This window comes from Streptomyces sp. NBC_00523 (assembly GCF_036346615.1).
GTDB lineage: Bacteria > Actinomycetota > Actinomycetes > Streptomycetales > Streptomycetaceae > Streptomyces.
Genome location: NZ_CP107836.1, coordinates 7,204,372 through 7,227,006 on the forward strand (window position 1 = coordinate 7,204,372; position 22,635 = coordinate 7,227,006).

The 22,635-nt window shown below is 66.8% G+C and carries 22 protein-coding genes and 5 pseudogenes; 9 read left to right on the plus strand and 18 right to left on the minus strand.

All coding sequences use genetic code 11. The features are described 5' to 3' along the window. Positions 1-141: 141 nt before the first annotated feature. From OHS17_RS32475 to OHS17_RS32505, 8 genes and pseudogenes are all read right to left on the minus strand, one after another. A complete protein-coding gene (locus OHS17_RS32475; protein WP_330315087.1) occupies positions 142-771 on the minus strand; it encodes an NUDIX hydrolase in 630 nt (209 codons plus the stop codon). 168 nt (positions 772-939) lie between these two features. After that, positions 940-1,992 (minus strand): IS3 family transposase, encoded by a 1,053-nt coding sequence (locus OHS17_RS32480; RefSeq protein WP_443066179.1) that lies wholly within the window; start codon positions 1,990-1,992, stop codon positions 940-942. After that, a pseudogene (locus tag OHS17_RS33945) lies at positions 1,905-2,099 on the minus strand (transposase); the annotation flags it as partial. The pseudogene OHS17_RS33945 and the gene OHS17_RS32480, both read right to left, overlap by 88 nt. After that, positions 2,096-2,830, minus strand: coding sequence for an IS3 family transposase (locus OHS17_RS32485; RefSeq protein WP_330315089.1), 735 nt, complete (start codon positions 2,828-2,830; stop codon positions 2,096-2,098). The pseudogene OHS17_RS33945 and the gene OHS17_RS32485, both read right to left, overlap by 4 nt. After that, on the minus strand, positions 2,737-3,384 hold the full coding sequence (locus OHS17_RS32490; protein WP_330315090.1) for an IS3 family transposase: 648 nt from the start codon (positions 3,382-3,384) through the stop codon (positions 2,737-2,739). The genes OHS17_RS32485 and OHS17_RS32490 overlap by 94 nt, the downstream gene beginning before the upstream one ends. Further along, entirely contained in the window at positions 3,381-3,503 is a 123-nt protein-coding gene (locus OHS17_RS32495; protein WP_330315091.1) for a hypothetical protein, read from the minus strand. Before OHS17_RS32495 ends, OHS17_RS32490 begins: the two co-directional genes overlap by 4 nt. Positions 3,504-3,544: 41 nt before the next feature. Continuing rightward, positions 3,545-3,679 (minus strand): transposase, encoded by a 135-nt coding sequence (locus OHS17_RS32500; RefSeq protein ID WP_330315092.1) that lies wholly within the window; start codon positions 3,677-3,679, stop codon positions 3,545-3,547. 125 nt (positions 3,680-3,804) lie between these two features. Continuing rightward, positions 3,805-5,616 (minus strand): alpha-amylase family glycosyl hydrolase, encoded by a 1,812-nt coding sequence (locus OHS17_RS32505; RefSeq protein WP_330315093.1) that lies wholly within the window; start codon positions 5,614-5,616, stop codon positions 3,805-3,807. Between the two features lie 155 nt (positions 5,617-5,771). On the opposite strand from OHS17_RS32505, the gene OHS17_RS32510 reads away from it, so the two are divergent. Beyond that, positions 5,772-7,187, plus strand: coding sequence for a carbamoyltransferase C-terminal domain-containing protein (locus tag OHS17_RS32510; protein ID WP_330315094.1), 1,416 nt, complete (start codon positions 5,772-5,774; stop codon positions 7,185-7,187). Beyond that, positions 7,184-7,936: a DUF6071 family protein gene (locus tag OHS17_RS32515; protein WP_330315095.1), complete on the plus strand. Its 753-nt coding sequence runs from the start codon at positions 7,184-7,186 to the stop codon at positions 7,934-7,936. The genes OHS17_RS32510 and OHS17_RS32515 overlap by 4 nt, the downstream gene beginning before the upstream one ends. A gap of 200 nt (positions 7,937-8,136) precedes the next feature. Here OHS17_RS32515 and OHS17_RS33950 read toward each other — a convergent pair. Both OHS17_RS33950 and OHS17_RS32525 read right to left on the minus strand, forming a co-directional pair. Further along, positions 8,137-8,412, minus strand: a pseudogene (locus OHS17_RS33950) (transposase); the annotation flags it as partial. Beyond that, positions 8,407-10,323: pseudogene (locus OHS17_RS32525) on the minus strand (APC family permease); the annotation flags it as partial. The pseudogenes OHS17_RS33950 and OHS17_RS32525, both read right to left, overlap by 6 nt. 524 nt (positions 10,324-10,847) lie before the next feature. Between OHS17_RS32525 and OHS17_RS32530 the strand changes: the two are divergent. Genes OHS17_RS32530 through OHS17_RS32540 form a run of 3 tightly spaced genes read left to right on the plus strand, consistent with a single transcriptional unit; the run spans position 10,848 to position 12,429 of the window. Then, the gene (locus OHS17_RS32530) at positions 10,848-11,492 is read left to right on the plus strand and encodes a COG4315 family predicted lipoprotein (protein WP_330315096.1); all 645 of its coding nucleotides are present in this window, start codon (positions 10,848-10,850) and stop codon (positions 11,490-11,492) included. 38 nt (positions 11,493-11,530) lie between these two features. Beyond that, positions 11,531-11,935, plus strand: a complete 405-nt coding sequence (locus tag OHS17_RS32535) for a cupredoxin domain-containing protein (RefSeq protein ID WP_330315097.1) — start codon at positions 11,531-11,533, stop codon at positions 11,933-11,935. Positions 11,936-11,979: 44 nt separating this feature from the next. Further along, positions 11,980-12,429: a hypothetical protein gene (locus OHS17_RS32540; RefSeq protein WP_330315098.1), complete on the plus strand. Its 450-nt coding sequence runs from the start codon at positions 11,980-11,982 to the stop codon at positions 12,427-12,429. A 349-nt stretch (positions 12,430-12,778) separates the two neighbouring features. Here OHS17_RS32540 and OHS17_RS32545 read toward each other — a convergent pair whose 3' ends face one another. From OHS17_RS32545 to OHS17_RS32570, 6 genes are all read right to left on the minus strand, one after another. After that, positions 12,779-13,171 carry a hypothetical protein gene (locus tag OHS17_RS32545; protein WP_330315099.1) on the minus strand — a complete coding sequence of 131 codons (393 nt, stop codon included), beginning with the start codon at positions 13,169-13,171 and terminating at the stop codon, positions 12,779-12,781. A 189-nt stretch (positions 13,172-13,360) separates the two neighbouring features. Further along, positions 13,361-13,738: a nuclear transport factor 2 family protein gene (locus OHS17_RS32550; RefSeq protein WP_330315100.1), complete on the minus strand. Its 378-nt coding sequence runs from the start codon at positions 13,736-13,738 to the stop codon at positions 13,361-13,363. Between the two features lie 378 nt (positions 13,739-14,116). Continuing rightward, positions 14,117-14,353, minus strand: a complete 237-nt coding sequence (locus OHS17_RS32555) for a hypothetical protein (protein ID WP_266540243.1) — start codon at positions 14,351-14,353, stop codon at positions 14,117-14,119. Between the two features lie 62 nt (positions 14,354-14,415). Continuing rightward, positions 14,416-15,285 (minus strand): IS5 family transposase, encoded by an 870-nt coding sequence (locus OHS17_RS32560; RefSeq protein ID WP_330315101.1) that lies wholly within the window; start codon positions 15,283-15,285, stop codon positions 14,416-14,418. A gap of 288 nt (positions 15,286-15,573) precedes the next feature. Next, positions 15,574-15,891 carry a hypothetical protein gene (locus OHS17_RS32565; protein WP_330315102.1) on the minus strand — a complete coding sequence of 106 codons (318 nt, stop codon included), beginning with the start codon at positions 15,889-15,891 and terminating at the stop codon, positions 15,574-15,576. A gap of 45 nt (positions 15,892-15,936) precedes the next feature. Beyond that, positions 15,937-17,430 carry an NF041680 family putative transposase gene (locus OHS17_RS32570; protein ID WP_330315103.1) on the minus strand — a complete coding sequence of 498 codons (1,494 nt, stop codon included), beginning with the start codon at positions 17,428-17,430 and terminating at the stop codon, positions 15,937-15,939. 306 nt (positions 17,431-17,736) lie between these two features. On the opposite strand from OHS17_RS32570, the gene OHS17_RS32575 reads away from it, so the two are divergent. After that, on the plus strand, positions 17,737-18,978 hold the full coding sequence (locus OHS17_RS32575; RefSeq protein WP_330315104.1) for a PP2C family protein-serine/threonine phosphatase: 1,242 nt from the start codon (positions 17,737-17,739) through the stop codon (positions 18,976-18,978). 382 nt (positions 18,979-19,360) lie between these two features. Here the strand turns inward: OHS17_RS32575 and OHS17_RS33955 are convergent. Together OHS17_RS33955 and OHS17_RS32585 are read right to left on the minus strand one after the other, a co-directional pair. Further along, positions 19,361-19,534: pseudogene (locus OHS17_RS33955) on the minus strand (hypothetical protein); the annotation flags it as partial. A 561-nt stretch (positions 19,535-20,095) separates the two neighbouring features. After that, a complete protein-coding gene (locus OHS17_RS32585) occupies positions 20,096-20,854 on the minus strand; it encodes an alpha/beta fold hydrolase (RefSeq protein WP_330315105.1) in 759 nt (252 codons plus the stop codon). A gap of 298 nt (positions 20,855-21,152) precedes the next feature. On the opposite strand from OHS17_RS32585, the pseudogene OHS17_RS33960 reads away from it, so the two are divergent. From OHS17_RS33960 to OHS17_RS32595, 3 genes and pseudogenes are all read left to right on the plus strand, one after another. Then, positions 21,153-21,218: pseudogene (locus OHS17_RS33960) on the plus strand (WapI family immunity protein); the annotation flags it as partial. Positions 21,219-21,272: 54 nt separating this feature from the next. Next, a complete protein-coding gene (locus tag OHS17_RS32590) occupies positions 21,273-21,545 on the plus strand; it encodes a hypothetical protein (RefSeq protein WP_266540267.1) in 273 nt (90 codons plus the stop codon). A gap of 138 nt (positions 21,546-21,683) precedes the next feature. Beyond that, positions 21,684-22,631, plus strand: coding sequence for a helix-turn-helix domain-containing protein (locus OHS17_RS32595; protein ID WP_330315106.1), 948 nt, complete (start codon positions 21,684-21,686; stop codon positions 22,629-22,631). The last annotated feature ends 4 nt before the right edge of the window (positions 22,632-22,635 follow it).

Below are 22,635 nucleotides of genomic sequence, written 5' to 3' on the forward strand. Positions count from 1 at the left end.
ACTTCGCTTACCTCGATCCGTTCGCGGTACGCGATGAAGACGATCCAGCACTACAGGCCGAACACCTGCGCCGCCTCCCCACCGTTCGGGGTCGGCCACCAGCCGGGGCGCCCCGTGGCCTCGTGAACAGATTCTTGCGAACTACCCGGCCGAGAAATGGCCGCGCTGCTGAGTGCCCGAGACGGCCGCGCCCGCCCGGTCGAGTGCTGCCGTAGCCAGCCGCACGCTGCGCAGGGTCCACGGAGGACACGCCGGATCCGTTTCCAGAGCGCCCACCCGCTCCCACCGGATGTCCGCGACTTCCTGGGGCGACGCGATCACCGGTTCAGCGCCTTCGGGGAGCTCCCCGGCGAGAACCACGTTGATGACCGGGCTGCCGGTGTCCGAGACGAAGAACGTACTGTCCGCGTAGGCCAGTTCCACTCCATCCAGGTCTACACCGATCTCCTCCAGGACCTCCCGGCGGCCGGTGTCGGTGATCACGTCCCCGCCGGGCGAGTCCGCATCAACGGTCCCCCCGACCAGGGACAAGGTTCCCGCCGCATGTTCCTCGCCCAGCCCGCGCACGATCAGCAGCCACGTCTCATCCCGACGCAGCGCCACGTCCACGTTGACCGAATACCTCACGGCTCCTCCTCCGACCAGCCAGTTTCCGACCGCGACGACCGCGTCACCGCAGTGCGCGAGGCCCAGCGCATCGTATGGCCGGGCGGGCTGATCGCCGCTGCCGTCATCCAGGACCACGGCACGCGTGACCAGCCTGACCGACAAGGACGTCAGCCAGCGCCTCGGAACACGCCTGGCCAGCGGATACCACCCCGGGCCCGACGCCGACCCCACCAGGCTCTTCACCGCAGCCCACGTCCACACCAGCGACGAACCGCACGCACATTCGCTACGGGCGGGTGAAGCTTCCCCGTGATCTTGGACACTCGATGGCTATGCCGCGAGGGTGTGTCGGTGCCGTTGGCGGGTCTCGGCCGGGGTGAGGTAGCCGAAGAACTTGTGTCTGCGCAGTCGGCGCCGGTTGTAGAACGTCTCGATGAAATCGAAAACGTCGGCACGGGCGGTGGCCCGGTCAGGCCAGACGCGGGTGCCGATCTCTTCTTTGAGCAGGGCCCAGAAACTCTCCGCGGCGGCGTTGTCGAAGCAGGACCCGGTGCGTCCGCAGCTCTGGCGGAGTTCCAACTCCCTTATTCGGTTCTGGAATCGGGTCGAGGTGTACTCGCTGCCGCGGTCGCTGTGGATCACGCAGCCGGGTTGCAGTCCACCGCGGCCGTGGGCCATGCCGAGTGCATCGACGACGAGATCGGCCCGGTGGTGATCGGCCATCGAGTAACCGACGACCTCGCGGGTGGCCAGGTCGAGCCAGCAGGCGAGGTAGAGCCAACCCTCGCCGGTGGGCAGGGCGGTGATGTCGCCGACCAGTTTCGTGCCGGGCGTCTCGGCGTGGAATTCGCGGCCGATCAGGTCCGGTGCCGGCCTGGCCTTCCTGTCCGCTCGTGTCAGCGAACGGCGCTTGCGGCGGGTCACGCCCTGGATGTCGTGCTCGCGCATGAGACGGGCGACCCGCTTACGGTTCACTGCCCGTCCCAGACGCCGCAGTTCGGCATGGACGCGCGGGACGCCATAAGTCTGGCGCGAGCCGACGTGGATCACGGTGATCTCGTGCACCAGGGCCTGGTCGGCGGCCCGGCGGGCGGCCCGGGGCTTTGCCGCGGCGAGCCAGGCATAGAACGAGGAACGGGCCACCTTGAGCAGGCGGCAGAGGAAAGCGACGCCGTGGGTGGTCTTCTCCGCCTCGATGAACGCGTACGTGTCGTTCACCGATCGCTCTCCTTCGCGAAGAAGACCGCGGCTTTTCGCAGGACCTCGATCGTCTTGGCCTGCTCGGCGTTCTGCCGACGCAGGCGCTTGAGCTCCTCGCGCTCGGCGGTCGTGAGTTCTCCCGGGGCGCCCTCGCCACGGTCGGCCTTGGCCTGGCGGTACCAGCCGCGCAGGGACTCCGAGCTGATGCCGAGCTCCCGGGCGACGGCGGTGACCGTCTTGCCCGTGGAGTCGATGAAGCTTCCCCGTGATCTTGGACACTCGATGGTTATGCCGCGAGGGCGTGTCGGTGCCGCTGCCTGGTCTCGGCCGGGGTGAGGTAGCCGAAGACCTTGTGTCTGCGTAGACGGCGGCGGTTGTAGAACGCCTCGATGAAGTCGAAGACGTCGGCGCGTGCAGTGGCCCGGTCGGGCCAGGCACGGGTGCCGATCTCTTCTTTGAGCAGGGCCCGGAAGCTCTCTGTGGCGGCGTTATCGAAGCATGATCCGGTGCGCCCGCAGCTTTGACGAAGACCGAACTTCCGTATCCGAGCGCGGAATCGGGTCGAGGTGTATTCGCTGCCACGATCGCTGTGGATCACGCAGCCGGTCTGCAGTCCACCGCGGCCGCGGGCCATGTCCAGGGCGTCCACGACGAGGTCGGTGCGGTGGTGGTCGGCCATTGAGTACCCAACGACCTCGCGGGTGGCCAGGTCCAGCCAGCAACCGAGGTAGAGCCAGCCCTCGGCGGTCGGCAGCGCGGTGATGTCGCCGACCAGCTTCGTGCCGGGCATCTCGGCGTGGAAGTCGCGGCCGATCAGGTCCGGGGCCGGCCTGGCCTTCTTGTCCGGCCTGGTCAGCGAGCGGCGCCTGCGGCGGGTGACACCCTGGATGCCGTGCTCGTGCATGAGGCGGGCGACCCGTTTGCGGTTCACCCGCCGTCCCAGACGCCGCAGTTCAGCATGGACGCGCGGGACGCCGTAGGTCTGGCGCGAGCCGACGTGGACCACGGTGATCTCGTGCACCAGGGCCTGGTCGGCGGCCTGGCGGGCCGAGCGGGTCTGCGCCGCGGCGAGCCAGCCATTGAGTACCCAACGACCTCGCGGGTGGCCAGGTCCAGCCAGCAACCGAGGTAGAGCCAGCCCTCGGCGGTCGGCAGCGCGGTGATGTCGCCGACCAGCTTCGTGCCGGGCATCTCGGCGTGGAAGTCGCGGCCGATCAGGTCCGGGGCCGGCCTGGCCTTCTTGTCCGGCCTGGTCAGCGAGCGGCGCCTGCGGCGGGTGACACCCTGGATGCCGTGCTCGTGCATGAGGCGGGCGACCCGTTTGCGGTTCACCCGCCGTCCCAGACGCCGCAGTTCAGCATGGACGCGCGGGACGCCGTAGGTCTGGCGCGAGCCGACGTGGACCACGGTGATCTCGTGCACCAGGGCCTGGTCGGCGGCCTGGCGGGCCGAGCGGGTCTGCGCCGCGGCGAGCCAGCCATAGAACGAGGAAGGGGCCACCTGCAGCAGGCGGCAGAGGAAAGCGACGCGGTGGGTGGTCTTCTCCGTCTCGGTGAACGCATACGTTGCGTTCACCGATCGCTTTCCTTCGCGAAGAAGACCGCGGCTTTTCGCAGCACCTCGATCGTCTTGGCCTGCTCGGCGTTCTGCCGGCGCAGCCGCATGAGCTCCTCACGCTCAGCAGTCGTGAGCACTCCCGGGGGCCCTCGCCACGGTCGGCCTTCGCCTGGCGGCATCAGCCGCGCAAAGACTCCGAGCTGATGCCGAGCTCCCGGGCCACCGCGGTGACCGTCTTGCCCGAGGAGTCGACGATCGCGATCGCGTCCCGCTTGAACTCCTCGGTGTACCGCTTCGTGTACGTGCTTCCCACCTGGTGCTACTTCCTCTGGAACCTCAAGTCCCAGTCTCCAGGTGCCCACGATCAAGGGGAAGGTTCACAAGTTGGACTTCCCCAAGGGAGGCGTCTTCCGAGCCTCCGTCTTGGGTGCCTCGCCCTCACGCTGAGGGGCCAAAAACGCCAACTCCGAGCGCCGGGAGCGTGACATCCGCGACGAGCTGTCCACCAGGCGCCCGGCGTACCGAGATCGCTGCGCGAAAGTAGAGAAGGTCCTGCAGGGAGAGGTTCCAGGGAAGGTGGTTGTGGCTGATGGGGGCATCTGGTTCGAAAAGCGCGTGGACGGGCAGCTCGCGGGTGAGCGGGCGAGAGCTGGTATTCAGCACGACCAGAACACGTTCGCCATCGCGGTGGCGAACGAAGGCGTAGATTCCTGGTCGGTCGAGTTCCGAGAACAGGATCTTCTCTTCCCCGAGGTGCAGCGCCGTATGCCGTCGGCGAAGCTCGATGAGCCGCCTGGTCCACCGAAAGATCGGCGAGGATCTGTCGAACCTGTCGCCATAGGAGCTGGGCGACGTGAACCTTCCCTCGGGGAACATATCCTCTCTGTTCCCCGGATCAGCAGGATCCTGAAGATGCTCAGGTTCCAGCCGCTGTGTAGATTGGCGGAATCCCTGCTCGGTTCCGTAGTAGAGCATGGGGATGCCGATCGAGAGGATCAGATGGGCGAGGGCTACCCGGAGGCGCCCCACAGGCTCGGCGTCCCGGAGGAATCGGTAGACGTCATGGTTGTCGATGAATCTGATCGTGAATCCGTGATCGCGGCTGAATGCCTTCGACGCGATATCGAAGCTCTCCTCCAGTTCTCTCGCGGGTGCCTGGCCGTGGAGAGCCCAACTCTGGCGTCGGTATTCACCGTAGTTATAGACGGCGCCCATTCCGGAGTCGAAGCATGAAGCAATCAACGTGTCGTCGTCGCTTGCGTGCTCCCCGATGATCAGGAAGTTGTTCTTCCCCAGGCGATCGGCATAATTCCTGACGGTGTCACACAGTCTCGCCACAAAGGAGCGGTCCATGTGTCGGACCGCATCAAGACGGATTCCATCGATATCGGACTCCCGGATCCACCAGCACGCGATGGACTGAAGGATGCGCTGCGTATCCGGGTTCTCCGTCGCGAGTCTGCGATAGTCCGGTGGGAAATCCCCCAGAGTCTCCTGCTCGGTGTCGTTCCAATCGTCAATGACGCCGTGCCGCGAGAAGTGTTGTGGCGAGGCAAGTTCAAGCGGACGGATCCAGATCTCGTTGTCACGAATGCTTGCAGCCTCCCCCCTGCCCCTCCAGAGATTACTCCCGTCGGAATACTCGAACACAGGACCGGCGTGGTTCAGTACGAGGTCGAGCACGACACGGATGCCGCGGTCGTGGGCTCCGGAAACAACCTGCCGGAAATCCTCCATGGTGCCGAGCCGAGGATCCACTGCCATGAAATGTCGGGGCGCATATCCATGATATGAGCCGGGGCCGTTGAGTACGACTGGAGTGAGATGAATCGCCGTGCCACCAAGATCGCGAATGTAGTCGAGTCGTTTTGAGAGCCCTCGGAGATTTCCTCCGTGCCGTGAACGACCATCGCCCGGATCTCCCTCAACAGTCGCTGGTGTATCGGTCTGGAAGCGGTCCACGACAATGGAATAGAGGATCTCTTTGCGCCAGTCATCCGGTGAGGCGTGATACTGGCGCGCATCAGACTTCGCGAGTGAGATCTCGGCGGTACTCTCCGGCGCCCCGACTTCCGGAACGGGGCCCTCCGATCGTAGACGCGGCGACTGGTCTGCGGCAGGAATCATGGTCGGGACCATAGACATATCCGGCCGACCGGTCCAGACCGTGCACTTCAGCCGGTCTTGTCCCGCTGCTAGATCCGTGCTGTACTCGAACGCGAACTCGGCCGGCCAGGACTGGGGGATCATGATCAGAACTGTGCGCTCCTTATTTCATCGAGTGGCGTGGACGGTCAAACGATGGCGCCTGCGGCGCACCGATCCGTTCATGTACAAGTGAATCGGCCGATGCTGTGATCACATGGGGGGTATCTGCACTTTCCCACGACGCGTCCCTGGCCGTTGTGCAGGATGAGAAATTTGTTTTCGCAGCGCATTCAGAACGCTATTCCCGGATCAAGAACGATGCTTTACTCCATCCCGAGCTGATCCGAGAAGCCAGAACTTTCGGCGCGCCGGACGAGGTTGTCTGGTACGAACGCCCGTTGCTTAAGAAACTGCGACACATGCGAGCGGGTCAATGGCATCACGCGCTGTCGAATTCCGACCTACCCAGTCGGTATCTGCGGTCGATCGGCCTGCCACACAGGACGCCCGTCTCCTACGTGAGGCATCACGAAGCGCACGCCTGGGCCGGAATCGCCACAAGCGGATTCGACTCTGCAGCCGTCATCGTCGCCGACGCCATAGGGGAGTTCGATTGCTTCACCGTCTTCTCCTACTCCCCGGAATCAGGCCTTAAACTTCGCTACCGGCGCCGCTATCCGCACAGTCTCGGGCTGCTGTACAGCGCCTTCACCCGACGGTGCGGTTTCAAGCCCAACGAGGACGAGTACATACTCATGGGCATGGCCGCCTATGGGCGGCCTCGCTACGCCGATGACATCCTCGACACATGGATATCCCTGGACACGCCGGGCTACTCGCTGACGTCTAACGTCCACCGGGGCATCGGAGGGTGGCTACCCGACGCGCGCCCCGAGGACCTCGCTGCCAGCATGCAAGTAGTAACCGAGAGGGTGCTCGTCGAGGCCGCGTCCTGGGCGCGCAAGGAAATCGGTGCTCCCAACCTGATCCTCATGGGCGGTGTGGCGCTGAACTGCGTCGCCAACTCCGCCATCGCCCGCGAAGCCGGCTTCTCCCGCCTGTGGATCTTCCCCAACCCAGGGGATGCCGGTTCGAGCCTCGGCGCCGCCGCCGCCCATCTGCGGAAGCCGTTGCGATGGAGCGGGCCATACCTGGGAACATCTATCCAGCGTGACCTTGACATCCCGGCGGTGGTGAGCAGTCTGAGGACGGATGGCATGGCTGCCGTCGCCAACGGCCCTGCGGAATTCGGGCCGCGAGCGCTGGGTAACCGGTCTCTCCTCGCCGACCCCCGGTCGGCGGACATGAAGGACCGCGTCAACGGGGTGAAGGGGCGTGAGAAGTTCCGGCCGTTCGCGCCCATGATCCGCGAGGAGCTGCTCCACGACTACTTCGACGTCCCCGTGCCGAGCACCCCGTACATGCAGTTCACCGCTCGGTGCCACAGACCAGAAGCATTTCCCGCCGTTGTGCACGTAGACGGCAGCAGCCGGGTCCAAAGCGTCTCCCAGAGCGAGCATCCGGTCCTGTACGAACTGCTCCGGCAATGGGAGGACGCGTCAGGCTGCCCCGTCCTCCTCAACACGAGTCTGAACTCCCGTGGGGAGCCACTGGTGAATACCTGGCGGGAAGCCAAAGCCTTCGGCGACAGGGAAGGAGTGCGCGTCCATTGACCCCCCTGACGTCTCACCCCGTCCGCCTTCTCGTCGCCAACGGGTGCAGCTACACCCGTGGAGCAGAACTGGGGCGGGCACAGGATGCGTGGCCGACCCTCGTAGCCAATGCACTGGATGTGCCTTGGGTCAACCTGGGCTGCGACGGAGGCTCGAACCGGCGGGTCGTTCGCACCACCGTTGGCCAACTAGACCGCCTGGCCGCAGAACACCGGGTGTCCGTCGAGGAAGTTTTGGTGATCTGTATGTGGACCGGCCTCTCCCGTCACGAGTGCTTCACGCGGCGGCGGGACAAAGGGCACGGCTACCGACCGAACCTCCCCGACGAGTTGCGCTGGCACCGTTTGAGCAGATGGCGGATCCAGATCGAGGACCAACTCTCCGAGGCCTACTACCGGCACCTGTGGAGCGCTCAAGGGGCCATGACCAACTTCGCGCTGGACTGGCTCATGCTCGACGGATACCTGCGCTCCAGAGGCGTTCAGGGCAAGTACGTCTTCGCATGGGACGTTCTGCGATTCCGGCAGGACGAGCAGACTCGAAGGCTTCTCAGCGGCCTGGACCCGGCAACCGTCTACGGCGGTTCGGTGACGAACTCGCGAACATCGTTCTATACGGACATCATCGGCCGATTCCCGACCGGGGATATGCAACACCCGCTCGAGGAGGCCCACGCTTCCTTCAGCTCCTCCCTCACCGACTGGCTGCGGGACCACGGCATCAGGGATACCACCCCGAAGCCCTGGTAGCCCTTCGCATGCATATCCGGGCTGGATTGATGAGGGTGATGAACAGGCGCTGGATCTCTTCGCGAGACGCGGGATCAGCCCGACCGGTGCGGACGGGGGAAGTGAGCGTGTTCGTCGGCGCGAACCACAGCCAGAAAGCGTGGGCGAGCCTCGCGAGAGTGGGGTCTGTCAATCGAACGGTGTAACGAGGGTGGTTGGGGCCACTGACGGGCGGCGGAGAGTCGGCCGTCGAAGGTGATGTCGAAGGCGTTCAGGGCTGTCTTCCAGCGCATGGTCCAGCGGGCCTGACCACGGCCGGTGGGGTCGAGCGACGTGATCGCCGTGTAGGCGCACTTCAGGGCGGCGGTCTCGTTGGGGAAGTGTCCGCGGGCCTTGACCGCCCGCCGGATACGCGCGTTCACGGACTCTAAGTACACCCCCTCACTCGACAGCCACCGTCGCCTGCCATGCGCCCGGGCGCATGCCTGTACGCGCATGGCATGCGATGCGTTGAACGGCAGAATCGTGACCGCGACGTGCGGCAGTTGCTCCAGCGTCTTCGCCATTTTCTCGCCGGTGCCCCGGTGGAGGAGTTTGCCGAGGGCGTTGGCGTACATCCGCCGGGGCACGAGCACCGTCAGGGACGTGTTTCCGTCCTTTGTGGTCCGGACGGCGAGTTTCCGCATCGCGTGACGCAGCCGTCGGTCGGGGCAGGCCACCAGTTCCAGTTCGACCGAGGTCGCGGACGTCGATGCCCAGAGGGCCGACAGCCGGCGTGCGTGTGCGTCGTCGATGGAGAAGTGGATGGCCCGGACGGTGTCCGGCCGCAGCTCGTGGGCGTACCGCAAGGCTTTCAGCGAGGCCAGGTCAAGCGTCTCGACGAGGACGAACACCTGGTGGCTGCGCGTACGCGGCCGGTCCGCACCCGTGGGCAGTCGCTCCAGGGCGGCGGCTTCGCGCCGGTACTCGCGGTTGATCCGAATCAGTACCCAGACCCCGAGCGGGAAGACCACGACCACCAGCCAAGCGCCTTCGGTGAATTTCGTGACGGCGAAGATCAGTACGACGGCGGCGGAGACGACCGCCGCGAGCGCGTTGACCGTGATCTTCACCCGGCGCAGGCGCCCTCGCCTGCGCAGGTGATAGGCGGTGAGGCCGGCCCCGGCCATGGTGAAGGCGGTGAACACGCCGATCGCGTAGAGGGCAACGAGCTTGTCGACGCTGGCGCCCGTGACGAGCAGCAGGGCCAGCGAGAGAGCGGCCAGGGTGACGATGCCGTTGGAGAAGGCCAGCCGGTGCCCGCGCCGGGTGAGCACCCGTGGCAGGAACCGGTCCTGTGCGACGAAGCTGGCCAGGAACGGGAACCCGGTGAAGGGGGTGTTGGCACCGGTGTAGAGGATGAGAGCGGTCGCGAGCTGGACGAGGACCAACCCCATGGTGCCGAGCGTCCCGCTTCCGAAGGCGAGCCGTGCCTCCTGAGCGATGACGGTCGGGGTTCCGTCAGTGTACGGGACGGCGTGGGTGAAATGCGCGAGCGTGGAGACGCCCAGGACCAGGAACGCGAGCACGCAGCTCATGGCGATGAGGGTGTGCCGGGCGTTTCTGCCCTGTGGTTCACGGAAGGCGGAGATACCGTTCGAGATCGCTTCGATCCCGGTGAGGGACGAGCCGCCGTTGGCGAAGGAACGCAGCACGATGAACAGCGACGCACCGTAGAGCCAGCCGTCGCCGGGAGTCCCCGGCGGAACCACCCCGGGAGCACGCAGGTCGGCGTGCGGCAGCCCGCCCGTCAGCGCCCGCACCGCCGCGACGAGGAAGACCAGGCCCATCGCGGCGATGAAGAGGTACGCGGGCAGGGCGAACATCCGGCCCGCCTCGCGGACCCCGCGCAGGTTGCCGTACGCGAGCAGCGCGATCACCACTACGGAGACCGGCAACTGCAGATGGTCCAGCCCCGTCCAGCCGTTGCCGGCCAGATGGGCGAGCGAGATCAGCGCATTCGTGCCGGCCGATACCTGGACGGCGACCGTGACCACGTAGTCGACCAGCAGCGCCACGGCGGCGACCTGAGCGACGTTCGGCCCGAAGTTCTCCCGGGCCACCACATAAGAGCCCCCGGCCCGGGTGTAGATCGTGACGACATCGCTGTAGGAGAGCGTCAGAAGGAGCAGCACCAGCAGAATCGCACCGGTCACCGGCATAACCAGCGTGAAGGCCGCTGTTCCGACCACCGGTACCAGAACCCGGAGCATCTCCTCGGAGCCGTACGCCGACGAACTGATGCAGTCGGAGGCGAGTACACCGAGCGCCGTCCGGTTCCCGAGCTTTTCCTCACCGGCACTTTCCGTGGTGAGCGGCTTTCCGAGAAGCCGCCGCTTGACGCGGTACATCGGCCGATCAAGGGTCATGCGTTCATTGAACGCGCGGCGGGCCCGGGACCGGGCAGACACGACGGGCCGGCAGGTCCGACTCCCGGTTTCCGCCATGCCTGCTCGGTCAGAAGCACGAGGCCGGCGTTCTGGGACACGCCGGTCCGGGCGGCGAGGCTGTGTTGCGGGTGTACGCGTGGACGAGCTCGGCGGGGAACGAGGCCAGGCCGTCCGAAGCCCCGATTACGGATGGCTGAGAGTGCGGCGGCGTGGAGGAGGGCGAGCAGAACGCGGCGGCGGTCGAGCTGCGGCCGCCGCCCGGTCAGCCATCCTGCACTTCGCCCTGGGCGATCTCCACGTTGTGATGCCGACTCACGAGCCCTGCAGCGGCTCCGTCGCCAGTTCCGGCTGCGCAGGCAAGCAGCAGGCCGGCGTTCGACGAGCAGTGTGGCGGATGCCGGTTCTGGATCGCGCTGAGCGGTGAACTGGGCCTGGACTGGGGTAATGGAGGGCACCTGCGGACGCTGCCGCACTCCGAACGGACGCGGTCGGATGGTCGGTCCGTGCGACCGGATGTGCACTGGAACGAGCGGCCCCGTTCGGCGGACCGCGGGCTGCTCACGAAGCAGCAGACGATCATGGAGAACCTCGTGAAGCGGCACATCAGGACTGTTGCCACGTTTGCTTCCGCCCTGCTGATCACCACTGCGGCGGCCGGGTGTTCGGACGACCGCGGTGAAGCCGGTGTCAGTGCCGCGAAGACCCATGACGCCGCGGACAAGGTCGATACTGGCGTGGTGCCGGCGGCGAGCTCGTCGGCCGATCCCGCGGTCGACGTCAAGAACGGCACCTACGGCAAGATGCTGGTCGACCAGAAGGGCAGGACGCTCTACCTCTTCGAAAAGGACACGAAGAACAAGTCGCAGTGCAAGGGCGACTGCGCCAAGGCATGGCCACCCTTCATCGCGAAGACGGCCCCGACCGCCGGTGACGGGCTGAAGAAGGACCTGCTCAAGACCACCAAGCGGGACGACGCCTCCAAGCAGGTGACGTACAACGGGCATCCGCTGTACCGGTTCGCCGACGACCAGAAGGCCGGTGACACCAACGGGCAGGACGTGGACGCTTTCGGCGCCAAGTGGTTCGTCGTCGGTCCCGACGGCAAGAAGATCACTACCAAGCCCCGGACGAACGATAGCGGCTACTGACCTCCGTCCCGTCCGGCCAAGAACCGCTTGGAGACTCCATGCCCCGCTCCCTTCCTGCCGGCGCGGCCCGGTTCATCGCGGCCACCGTCTGCGTCCTCGTCCTGGCAGCCTCCGCCGGATGCTCGAACGGGGGAGGGGAAGGCGGCGACCGACCGACCGAGTCGGCCACCAGTGCGGCCACGAACGGCGGCGGAGCGAAGATCACGATCAAGGACTTCAAGTTCCGGCCGGCCTCTCTGACCGTCCCGCCCGGGTCGAAGGTCACCGTCATCAATAGCGACACCACCACGCACACTCTGACAGCGTCCAAGGGGAGCCTCTTCGACACCGGAGACATCGCCCCCGGCAAGAGCGTCATCATCACGGCACCGGTGCGGTCGGGCGATTTCCCCTACACCTGCACGATCCACCCGTTCATGAAGGGCATGCTCACCGCCAAGTGAGCCCTCGGCCGTCGCGCCACCCGCGGCGTGAATGGAGACCCGCCATGACCACACAGCCGTCCGACCCGCCCACACACCGAGGTGGTGGCGGCCGTTTCGTGAGGGCTGCCGCACGGGTACTCGCCACAGCCGGTCTCGCCGTGGACGCCTACCTTCACGCGCACCTGGCCGACCGCTTCGACACCATCACATCAGACATAAGCCAGGGCACCCTCTTCCGCCTTGAGGCGTCCCTCGCGGCCCTTGCCGCACTGCTCGTCCTGTTCTGGCGCCGGCTGCCGGGGGACCTCTTCGCCGCGGCGGTTGCGACCGGCGGACTCGCGCTGCTACTCGTCTACCGCTACGTGAACGTCGGCGAGCTGGGACCGATCCCGGACATGTACGAACCCCTCTGGTACGAGGAGAAGCAGACCGCCGCAGTTGCCCAGGCCGTAGCCGCGCTCGCCATGCTGTACCTACTGCTCACCCGCCGGTTCCGCAGAAGCGCATACTGAACGGCTGTTACGCGGCCCCCGTTACTGAGGTTGAATTCGTGGAGTCGCGGGGTACCCAGGCGCGGGTCGGATGGTCAGGCTGGTCTCGGCGAGGCAGGGGACGGCAAACCGTTCGGCTCTGTCTCACATTCGGTGGTGACGGTAAGTCATGACGGCCACGGGCAGGGCGGCCACGAAACCGCAGATCGGCGCCTCATAGCCGGCCTTCACAAGAATCCGGCCAATCAATTGGTCTTCAGTAGTGAGAGTTCGCCGCGGCAAGCCCGGTGGCCCGGCATGATGCCGTCCGCCTCGAAACATCCAGGTCAGGACGCTGGCCGCACTCTCCGCGAGGTGGACATGCTCAACGTCAGCCCGCTTCGGTACCGGACTGCTCTTCGTGGGCATGCTTGAGCGCCATCCGCGCCGCGACCACGCCCTCGCCGAGCTGCGCCCAGTACGGGTGCATCGACACGGTCGCGCTCAGCTCCAGGAGCTCGGCCCGGTACCGCGTGACCTGCTCGCGCTGCTCAGGGGAGTAACCGGGGCTGTCGGGCTTGGCGGAGCGGTACCCGGACTGCGGCTGCGCATCTGTCTCCCAGCCGGGGAGCAGCTCGGCCGACCACGGCAAGCTCTTGGCGTACTCGTCGTAGGCGGCACGAGTGCGATGGAGGGCGAGCTGCGCGTCGCGCAGGTCCTGGGGGAAGGCGTACGTGGATATACCTGAATAGTGCGAATGTTCGAATTTGCTTTGCGAGGCCACGCCGATCCCGCCAGGTGTACTCACCTGGACGGCCGCCGTCAGATGGCCCGCCCTTGGCAACCATCTGCACTCAGTGCATCGCTCGTCCTTGCCGTGCCCCGGCCTCCTGCTGGTGCTGCTCCTTCAACGCCTAGCTAGTGCTCTGACCGGGACGGTTCGCCGGGTTGGTGTCGCGACGGGGAGGACGATTCAGGAGGCGGACGGCTCGATCTCGCCCGCGAAGACGATGATCTGGTCGATGAGGCTCCGCCGCAGATGGACGACGTCCGTTCCCGCGAGCCGGGGGCCTCCGTCAGGTGTGGTGAAGACCCACTGGTACCGGGCCCATTCGTCAGGCATGTCCACCGCTGAGCAGCGCACCATCGTGCCGGTTCCCGCCGGGTGGCGCCGGATGTCCAGCACGAACCGCTCGACCGCCGCGATTCCGTCGCTGCGACCCAACGGTCCCCAGAAGACCACGTCTGAGGTCAGGGCCTGGGAGAGCAGGGCAGTCACATAGCTGTCGTCCGAGGCGTTGAACGCGGAGATGAACATGTCGATCGCGGAGCGTGCGGTCTCTTCCTGCATGCCCCAGTAATACCAGCCGCTTCGCGGCGCTCGTCCCACGAGCCGCACTCCGATCACGGTGAACCATCCCGGTCACAGCACTAGATGCCGCGGGGCCGGGCTTCGTAGCGGTCGGGATGGTTCAGCCCTCGCGGCCGGTGCTGGGCCGAAAGTCGGGCATTCCGAGCTGGACAGAGTCGTGCCGTTGGGTGACGCGGTTCATCGCGGCCAGCTTCTCGTGCGCCGTGGCGAGGCTCACCTCCACGCCGCGTCGCCGAGCCAGCCCTGTTGCTTGGCCTCGGCGACGCGGTCGGGAGGTTGTCGATGCTCTCGCGCAGGCGCCCGGCCTGCGCTGGGCCGGGCCGTAGGGCCGGGCACCTGATGCAGGCTGCTCTGAACTTACTGCCGAGCCTTGCTCGTAGTCACGATCTCAATGGCGACTTGGAGTGGTGTTTCCGCATGTCCCAGTAGTGCCCGGGTGATTGCGATCGCCTGGATGACGCTCATGCCGCGCTCGGCAAGGAAGGTCTGGACGGCTTCCATTCCGTCGCTCTGCAGGACTGGTCGGGACTCCTCGACCATGGCGGTCCAGCATGCGGCCTGCTCGGGGCTTAGCCCGACGACGTGGTCAAACACGACTGCTTCCTTCCCATGCTGAGCCGATGGATTGTACTCAGAGGTCGTTTTCGTCCAATGTTTCATCCCGAGATGGGATGTTCTGTGGTCTTCTTCGGGTCGCGCCAGGAGATGGTGTTCTCGCCGGTGAGGCGGCGGGTCATGAGACTGGTCATGGCGAGGTGGATCAGGGCTTCTGAGCGGGTGGGCAGGGTTTCGTAGTCGCGGGCCAGGCGGCGGTTCAGCATGAGCCAGCCGTAGGTCCGCTCCACCGCCCACCGTTTCGGTATCGGGGTGAAGCCCCTGGTCCCGGACTTGCGGGCGGTGATCTCCATGTCGATGCCGAGGGTCGCGGCGTGCTCGACGAGGTACTGGCGGTAGCCGCCGTCGACCCAGACCTTGCCGATGCTCGGGTGTTCGGCGGCGACCTGGTCCAGGAGGTGGGTGCCGGCAACGGAGTCCTGCACGCCGGCCGCGGTCACCAGCACGGCGAGGAGGAGTCCGAGCGTGTCGGTGGCAATGCTCCGCTTCCTGCCGACGATCTCTTTCCCGGCGTCGATGCCCTGGCTCGAGGCCGGCACGCTGGTGGAGGTCTTGACGCTCTGGGCGTCGATCACACACGCGGATGGTTCACCCTCCCTGCCCTCCTTCTCCCTCAACAGCTGCCGCAGTAAGCCGTTGAGCTGCGCGAACACACCCTCATCGGCCCATTTGGCGAAGTAGCCGTAGACCGTGTTCCAATGCGGGAAGTCGTGCGGGAGATAGCGCCACTGGACCCCGGTGCGGTCCACATACAAGATCGCGTCCATGATGTCGCGCAGGTCATGCTCGGGCGGCCGGCCAAAGTGCAGAGCCGTGCGTCGGCGCTCCAAACGCCACGCGGACAGGACCGGCTCGATCAACTCCCAGCGCGCATCGGACAGGTCACTCGGATACGGGCGTCGCTTCGGCATGCCTCCGGCGTACCGCCACGAGCCGAATGCGCCCAGGCGCACTGCAGCGGCAGTGGAAGCATGCGACTACGAAGGTCGGGCACCTTGGGATGAAACAGGATTACGTCGCCTTCCGCCCCACCTGCAACCCCGCGAGCCCCGCAGACACCGACGATTCCCACGGCCTCACCCGCACCACCGTCCGGCGCCTCAAGAACCAGCTGATATGCAGGCAAATAGGGTGAAAACGACCTCTCAGCTTGCCGTTTATCGTCCGGCTTCGGTGGATGGGCGGGCAGTTGCGGACGTTCAGATCCAGTTGCCCCAGCCGAACGTGGCGATGTAGGCCCGTCGGACGGCGTCCCAACCACGGCCGCTGCCGATGTGAATCACTGCCAGCGCAAGAAGGAACCAGGCTGCGAAGGCGCCAGCAACGATCATGGTCCATCGAGGGCCGGAGAAGCTGGCGACCACGATCAAAGCGATGACGGTCACGCCCAAGCCCAGGTGGGCGGCGGGCAGATCGGATCGCAGTGCCTCGCGCACGGAGTGGCGTTCTTCCTGCATGTCCCGGGTGTGCCGAGAAGCCGAGCCTTCGGCGCTCTCCCGCTCAGAGCTGTGCTCCATGAGTAGCCCCCCTGTAGATCCAGCTGCGACCGCAACCAGAGCAGCCTATTCCGTGCAGTGACCACGGCCATCGTCGGTCGTCCGCCGGGGCTTCGTCCCCTTCTTGTGGTGTGCGGGTCGGGTGTAGGACTCGCCGGTGGCGAGGACCCGCCCGACCTCGTAGCGGGTGGCGGGCCGCCGGTTCTTCGAGCCGGGCGGGCGGCCGGGGCCGGGGCGGGTGGGTTTTGGTGCACCGGCTGGTATGCCGGTCTTCGCGTGCAGGTTCCTGAACCCGCGGCGGACCCGGGCGGGGGTGAGTCTGTTCGGTTCCGCCGGCCGTTCCCACGGCCGACGCAGATCCCGTGCGAGGGGGCGGGCAAGGCGGAGCTGAGCATGCGCGGCCAGGACGATCCAGGTCCAGCGGTCGGCGGCCTGGGAGTCCCGGAGCTTCGGTCGGGTCCAGCCGAGGGTCTGCTTGAGGAGGCGGAACGTGTGCTCCACGTCGAAGCGGCGCAGAAACGCCTGCCAGCACCGGTCAACGTCGCCAGTGGTGGCACCGGTGCCCGACCACCACAGCCAGACGGGCTTGTTCACCCCGCCGCTGGGCAGTTTCTCGACCGTCAGGCGGATGACGGTGCCTTCGATGATCGGCAGCGGCCCCTCGTGGTCGAGCCACGCCGCCCGGCGGGTCAGCCTGGGATGAAGCCTGTCCCACGCCTGCGCGGTCGCCGTGCCGTACCGGTCGGTGTTGGTCACGGTCACCGCCGACGCCTCGCCCCAGGTCTCGGGTCGGCCGAAGACGAACTCGCCGCCGTGCTTGGGCGGGCGCCCGCCCTGCGGCGGGCAGATCCATGGCACCGGGACCGGCTTGCGCATCACCCGGTCCGAACGAAGCCGGCCCAGCACCTCGACCGGCAGGTCCGCGAGGAGGTGGGCGATGCGAGGAGCGTCGTATCCGGCATCCAGCACGACCAGGACGTCCAGGTCACCGTCCCGCCACTGGGTGGCCGCGACAAGGCGCTCGATGACGTCGCGGACCTGGTCGGCGGTCACCGCGGCCAAGTCGGCGCCGGGCTCCAGCCTGATCGCATCCAGCAGCGCGGTCCACGAGGTCCGGCCTGTCTCCAGCGCGGCCACGATCGAGTAAGGCCAGCCGGGGACCATCTGGTGCTTGCCCAGGCCCCGGCCGAAGGTGTGGCAGAAGGAGCGGTCCGAGCAGGTGTCGGCGTCCGGCCTCAGCCACGGGGACACGTCCACCGCCAACACCAGGCGCCCGTCGGCGGCCCGGGGCAACGGCACACCAGCCAGGGCCCGCCGCAGCCGGGCGACGTCGATCCGGCCCCGGTTGATTCCGGAGTACAAGGCCCCGTGCCCGCGTCGGTGTTCCGGCGCGAGCGCCAGGTCCACGAGGGTGCGGACCGGCCCGTCGGTGCACAGCAGAGCATCAGACAAGTCGAACAGGGCATCCGCCCGCGACGTCAGGCATGCGTACAGCTCCGACCGGAACTCCGACAACTTCGTCAAAGCGTCACGGTGGACGCTGTGCTCGACCAGTCCCACGATCCCGGCCTCCGTGCAGAATCAACCCCTGAGCACAGGATCGGGGCCCGGCCTCTCGCACGTCCGGTGAACTGGGGAAACTCCGAACGAGTTCGAGCCCAGTTCGACGCCGGTGGATAAACGGCAAGCTCAGTGCCTGTTTCTCAACCTCCGACCTTTGTGATCAAGGAATGGGCGGTGGGTCGCCTGCGGTGAACCGGTACGGTGACAGTGAGTGACGTGTTCTGCGATGTGGGCAGTGCCCGGTTGACGCTCTCCGTGGTACTCCTCACTCTGGTAAGTGGGGGTCACCAATGGGAGCGGTGTGTGGTGGATGGGCAAGGTGATCTTCCCCGGCTGCTGACGGCAGCGGAGACGGCGGCGCCGGTGGAGGCGGTCGACGTGGTCGCCGAGGACCTTCTGCGGCGTTTCGGCGCCACGCGGGTCTCGTTCCTCATCGTGGACCTGACCGGGAAAGCGGTGGTGCCGCTGTCCACGGCCTCGCGGGCGAAGGCAGGGGCCGGGCGGCACGCTGCCAAAATCGACCTGTTCGGCAGCGTCTACGAGCATGTGGTACGCACCCAGCGGCCATACCAGGAGACGACCCACGAGGGCGAGCGGGTGATCTTTCCGGTCACCAACCGCGGCGATGCCATCGGGCTGCTGGAACTCCTGCTGCCGGCAGGCCCAGGTCAGGAGGTTCTCGACGCGGCGGGTGAGGCCGCGCACATCCTGGCCTACATCGTGATCGCCAACCAGCGTTTCACCGACCTCTACACCTGGGGGAAGCGCAGCAGGCCCCTGAGCCTGGCCGCGGAGATCCAGCACCAGTTGCTGCCCCTCTCGCTCACCTGTGAGGCGGCGCAGTTCGCGCTGTGCGGAAGTCTGGAGCCCTCCGAAGACATCAGCGGCGACACCTTCGACTACACCCTCGACCGTGACACCCTCCATCTGTCCTTGACCGACACCATGGGCCACAACCTTCAGGCCGCGCTGTCGGCGACGGTCCTGGTGGGGGCCCTGCGCGGCGCCCGCCGCCAAGGGACCGACCTCATGGAACAGGCCCGCCAGGCCGATCAGGCCCTGGCCGACCACAGGCCACACGGTCACGCCACCGGGCAACTGGTGCGCATCGACCTCCACACCGGCCGAGCCGAGATGGTCAACGCAGGCCACCCCCGGCCGCTGCGCGTGCGCGACGCAGAGGTGGAGGAGATCGCCTTGGAAGCGGACCAGCCCTTCGGACTGCTCATGCCCATCTCCCACTCTTACCGAGTCCAGCAGCTCGACCTGCGTCCCGGCGACCGGCTGATCATGCTCACCGACGGCATGCTCGAACGCGGCGTGGAGAAGGTGGACCTGTCCGCACTTGTGAAGGACACCCGCCACCTGCACCCTCGCGAGACCGTGCTGACGCTGAGCACCGCCGTCCTGGACGAGGCCGGCGGCCACCTGGAAGACGACGCCACAGTGATGTGCCTGGACTGGCACGGCCCCCAGGAGACCAAGCGGCACGTCGGCTCCGGCGCGGACATCCAGCAAGCCTCACCCCGCCGCACGAAGCGGTAGCGTCACTCACCGTGCGATCCGACCCGGCCGTGTTGAAGATCAAGCCGGCTCGAAGGCGCCACTGACAGGCTTCGGTGGCGGTGGGAGGATTCGGCCCAGGGCCCGAGGAATTGGGCGGTTTCTGGGTGGCGGTGGTGACCGTCACCGCCGTTCCGATCAGTCCCGTCGCGCTTCGCGAGCGTCCGGCTGCCCGGTTCTGCGAGAGCTTCTGCGGGTGATTCGCCTGGTCATGAGCGCTGTCGCGGCCCAGGTGATGAGCGATTCCGAGTGCTGGATGAGCCGTTCGTATTCCCGCGTGTGTCAGCGGGCGTGCATGATCCAGGCGTGTGAGCGTTCGACGACCCAACGTCGGGGCAGAACGACGAACCCGGGGACGTTCTTCGGGCGGCTGACGGTCTTGATCGGTCAGGTCCAGGTAGGTCTTGGCCCAGGTCACGAGCTGTCCGGCATAGGCGGAGTCGGCCCAGACGATGGTGATCTCGGGGTGCATCAGCCGCAGCCGGAACAGCACTTCGCTGGCCGCGTTGCGGTCGGTCATGTCGGCCGGGGTGACCATGACGAACAGTGGCAGGCCCTTGGTGTCCACGACCAGGTGCCGCTTGCGTCCGTTATCTGGAGCTTGCTCGATGAGGAAGGCCCGGACCTGGGCCGATGCGATGTGGACAGTGTCCTCGGCGCCGCGAAACGAGAGGCAATTCCGGAGACGGAGAATGTCTCATTCGGTCCGTCGTCCGTCGTGTCGGTCAGCTGGGTGACGACCCAACGGTCACTGCTACTGAGGGGTGCCGAAGTTGGGCTGCAATGAGCTTCAGCCAACTTGAAGCCGCTGGTCAAAGGGCTGGCGTGACAGCCTTCCGGGGCACTCATGCTGATCGTGGGCAGCTGTCTGTCGTGTAGATCATCTGCCAGCGATTCACTTCAGGTCCATCAGGACTGGCGAGAGGTGGCCGCCGCTCGCCGACCGACGGGCTTGACCGGAGCTATGCGGGCGCGACCACAGTTTGCGCATCTTGAATCCCCGCAGCACCAAACAATGACCAGCAGCTTCATGAGGCGCATTGCTCTCTGTTCGCAGAGGAGACCACTGCGGACCTGTGGGAACATCGCGTCCCAGAGATCAGTGTTGAGCGGCGAACATCGCTTCGATCTCCTTGAGTACGAGGTCGGGCCGGTCCGTCGGCAGCTCGTGGGAAGTGCCCTTGGCAGTGACGAGCGTCCGGTTCGGCGCCTGCCGGGCGAACGAGGCGGCTGCGTCGCGCCAGCGCTGGGCGTCTTCAGGAGACCCGGCGAACGGAGTCTTCTCCGAAACCATGACCGTTGCCGGCACCGAAGTCGGCCACGTCACCTTGTGGAATGCCTTGTGCGCTGCGGCGAAGCCCTCTGCTGTGGAGATCAGCTGGCGGTTCTCCGGCTTCTCGGGGTCCTTCTTCGCCGCATCGACCTCCGGCTGAGTCCCGGCCACGAGACGGGGAATCTCCGCGTCCGTGAAGAACTGCGGGAGATTGGCGTCGACCAGGACCGCGCCGGAGATTATCTCCGGGTTGTCCTGGGCGAGGTAGTTCGCGATCTCTCCGGCCTGGGAGTGAGATACCAAGGTCACGTCCTTGGCGATGCCCATTTGCTTGAGTCCCGCCTTGAGGTCGCTGACGGCGCTCTGAACCTTCCACGCGCCGGGCACCACGTCGCTCTTGCCCAGACCGGCCCGGTCATACGTGATGACGGTGGCACCGGTGGCCGCGTGAAGCTTGGGGACGATGTCCTTCCACTGCGTGGAGTACTCCCCGCCGCCCGAGTCCAGAACGATGGTGGAACCGTTGCCCTGCGTGACGTAGAAGGCCACACGGTGACCCCCGTTGTCGACCATGTGCAGCTTCATTTCGGCCGCCTTGGCGGATCCCGGGGAGGCGGACGACGAGGCCGTGGGGCTGGAGGCGGAATCGTTGTCGCTGCAGGCAGTGATGCCACCGGCCCCCAGAGCCAGCAAGGCGAGGGATGACAGAACACGGGACGTGGAACGGCTCATACGGGGGGTGCGGGACACGAGTGATCCTTCGACGGCTTGAGGCGCTGTGGTACCTGTCCGATCATTTCGGGAACCTGGCTGCCCACGGAATCCGGCTGGCACGTCTGTTGGTGGTGCTGGTGGGGCCAGCGACGGTGGTGGGGTTACCCCCTGGTCCTTCGCCGACCCGTGTCTGCTCACCGATGAAGCCTGCCAGGTGTCCGCTTGGCTGCGCGCGGCCGTACACCGGTTCCTACTTGCTGGGGCCGGATGGCCCTCTGCGGTCCGGTGCATGGTGGATCCCGAGGTGCTGGAACGGATAACCGTGCGACGCGCAGAGCTGGACGACCTCGAAGCACAGCTGACCGAGCAGCTGGCCGCGGTGCGATCCGAGCGGGATGAACTCTCCGTAGCCGAAAGAGTCCTTGAGCGGGTGAGTGAAGAGATCGCAGGCGAGCGCGCTTTGGTCTCCCCGGCGCCAGGCCACGTGGCCGGCCGGACGGTGATGCTCGTCCCGCACCGCCCGTCGCTCCCCCAGAGAAGTCCTGCCCGTCCGGCATCGTGACGTCGACCGGGGGCGCATCGGCTGGGGACGGAATGGTGCTGCTCACGGCCTACGGTACGGCTACCGCCGACGGCTGAGACGCTCGGGCTTACCATGCACTCGGTGCCCGATGGCCACCGGAAAGCGAAGGGCGATGGGATGGAACTCGACGAGCTCGGCCTCGTGCCGGACGAAGCGACCGTCTACCGGATGCTCATCGGCCGGACGTCGGTCCGTGCGGAAGCGATCGGCGACGCGGCTGGCCTGCCGGCCGAAAGGGCGACCGCCACACTGCGCTCCCTGGCGGCCCGGGGCCTCGTCGTCCGCGCCGCCGACGGCCTCCGGTATTCCGCGGCACCTCCCGCCGTCGCGCTGGGCGCCGAGCTCGCCGCGCACCGCGAGCGGCTGCAACGCGCCGAGGTGACGGTCGCGCGGCTCGCGGAGACGTACCGCATGGCGACCGCGGACCGTGCCCAGCGCGAACTCGTGGAGATCGTCGAGGGCAGCGAGGCCATCGGCACCCGCTACCGGCAGTTGCAGCTGTCCGCACGCCGCACCATCGACATCTTCTCGGCGGGCAGGCCCCAGGCAGTCACCCCGGCGGACAGCGAGGAGGTGACGGCCATCGCCCGCGACGTGCGGGTGCGGGCCGTCATCGACCAGGGATTCCTGCGCGAACCGGGTGCCGCCGAGCACGTCGGGCAGTCCCTGGCCGACGGGGTCCAGGTGCGGACCGTCACCGAAGTGCCGTACAAGCTGATCCTCTGCGACGAATCCGTGGCGATGCTGCCGCTGCACGGGCGGGACGCCGACGTCGACCCGGCGGTCGTGCTGCGGGGCGGGCTCGCCCACATGGCCCGGGAACTGTTCGAGCAGGTGTGGGAGCGCGGCAGCCCCTACCAGGAGGCGGCGGGCGACGGTATCGACCCGGTCGACGTGCACATTCTGCGGCTGCTGCTCGCCGGGCTCACGGACACGGCCGTGGCCACGCAGGTGGGGCTCTCGGCGCGGACCGTGCAGCGCCGCATCCAGCTGATGATGACCCACGCCGGCGCGACCTCGCGGCTCCAGCTGGGCTGGTACGCCGGACAGCACGGGTGGGTGTGACCCC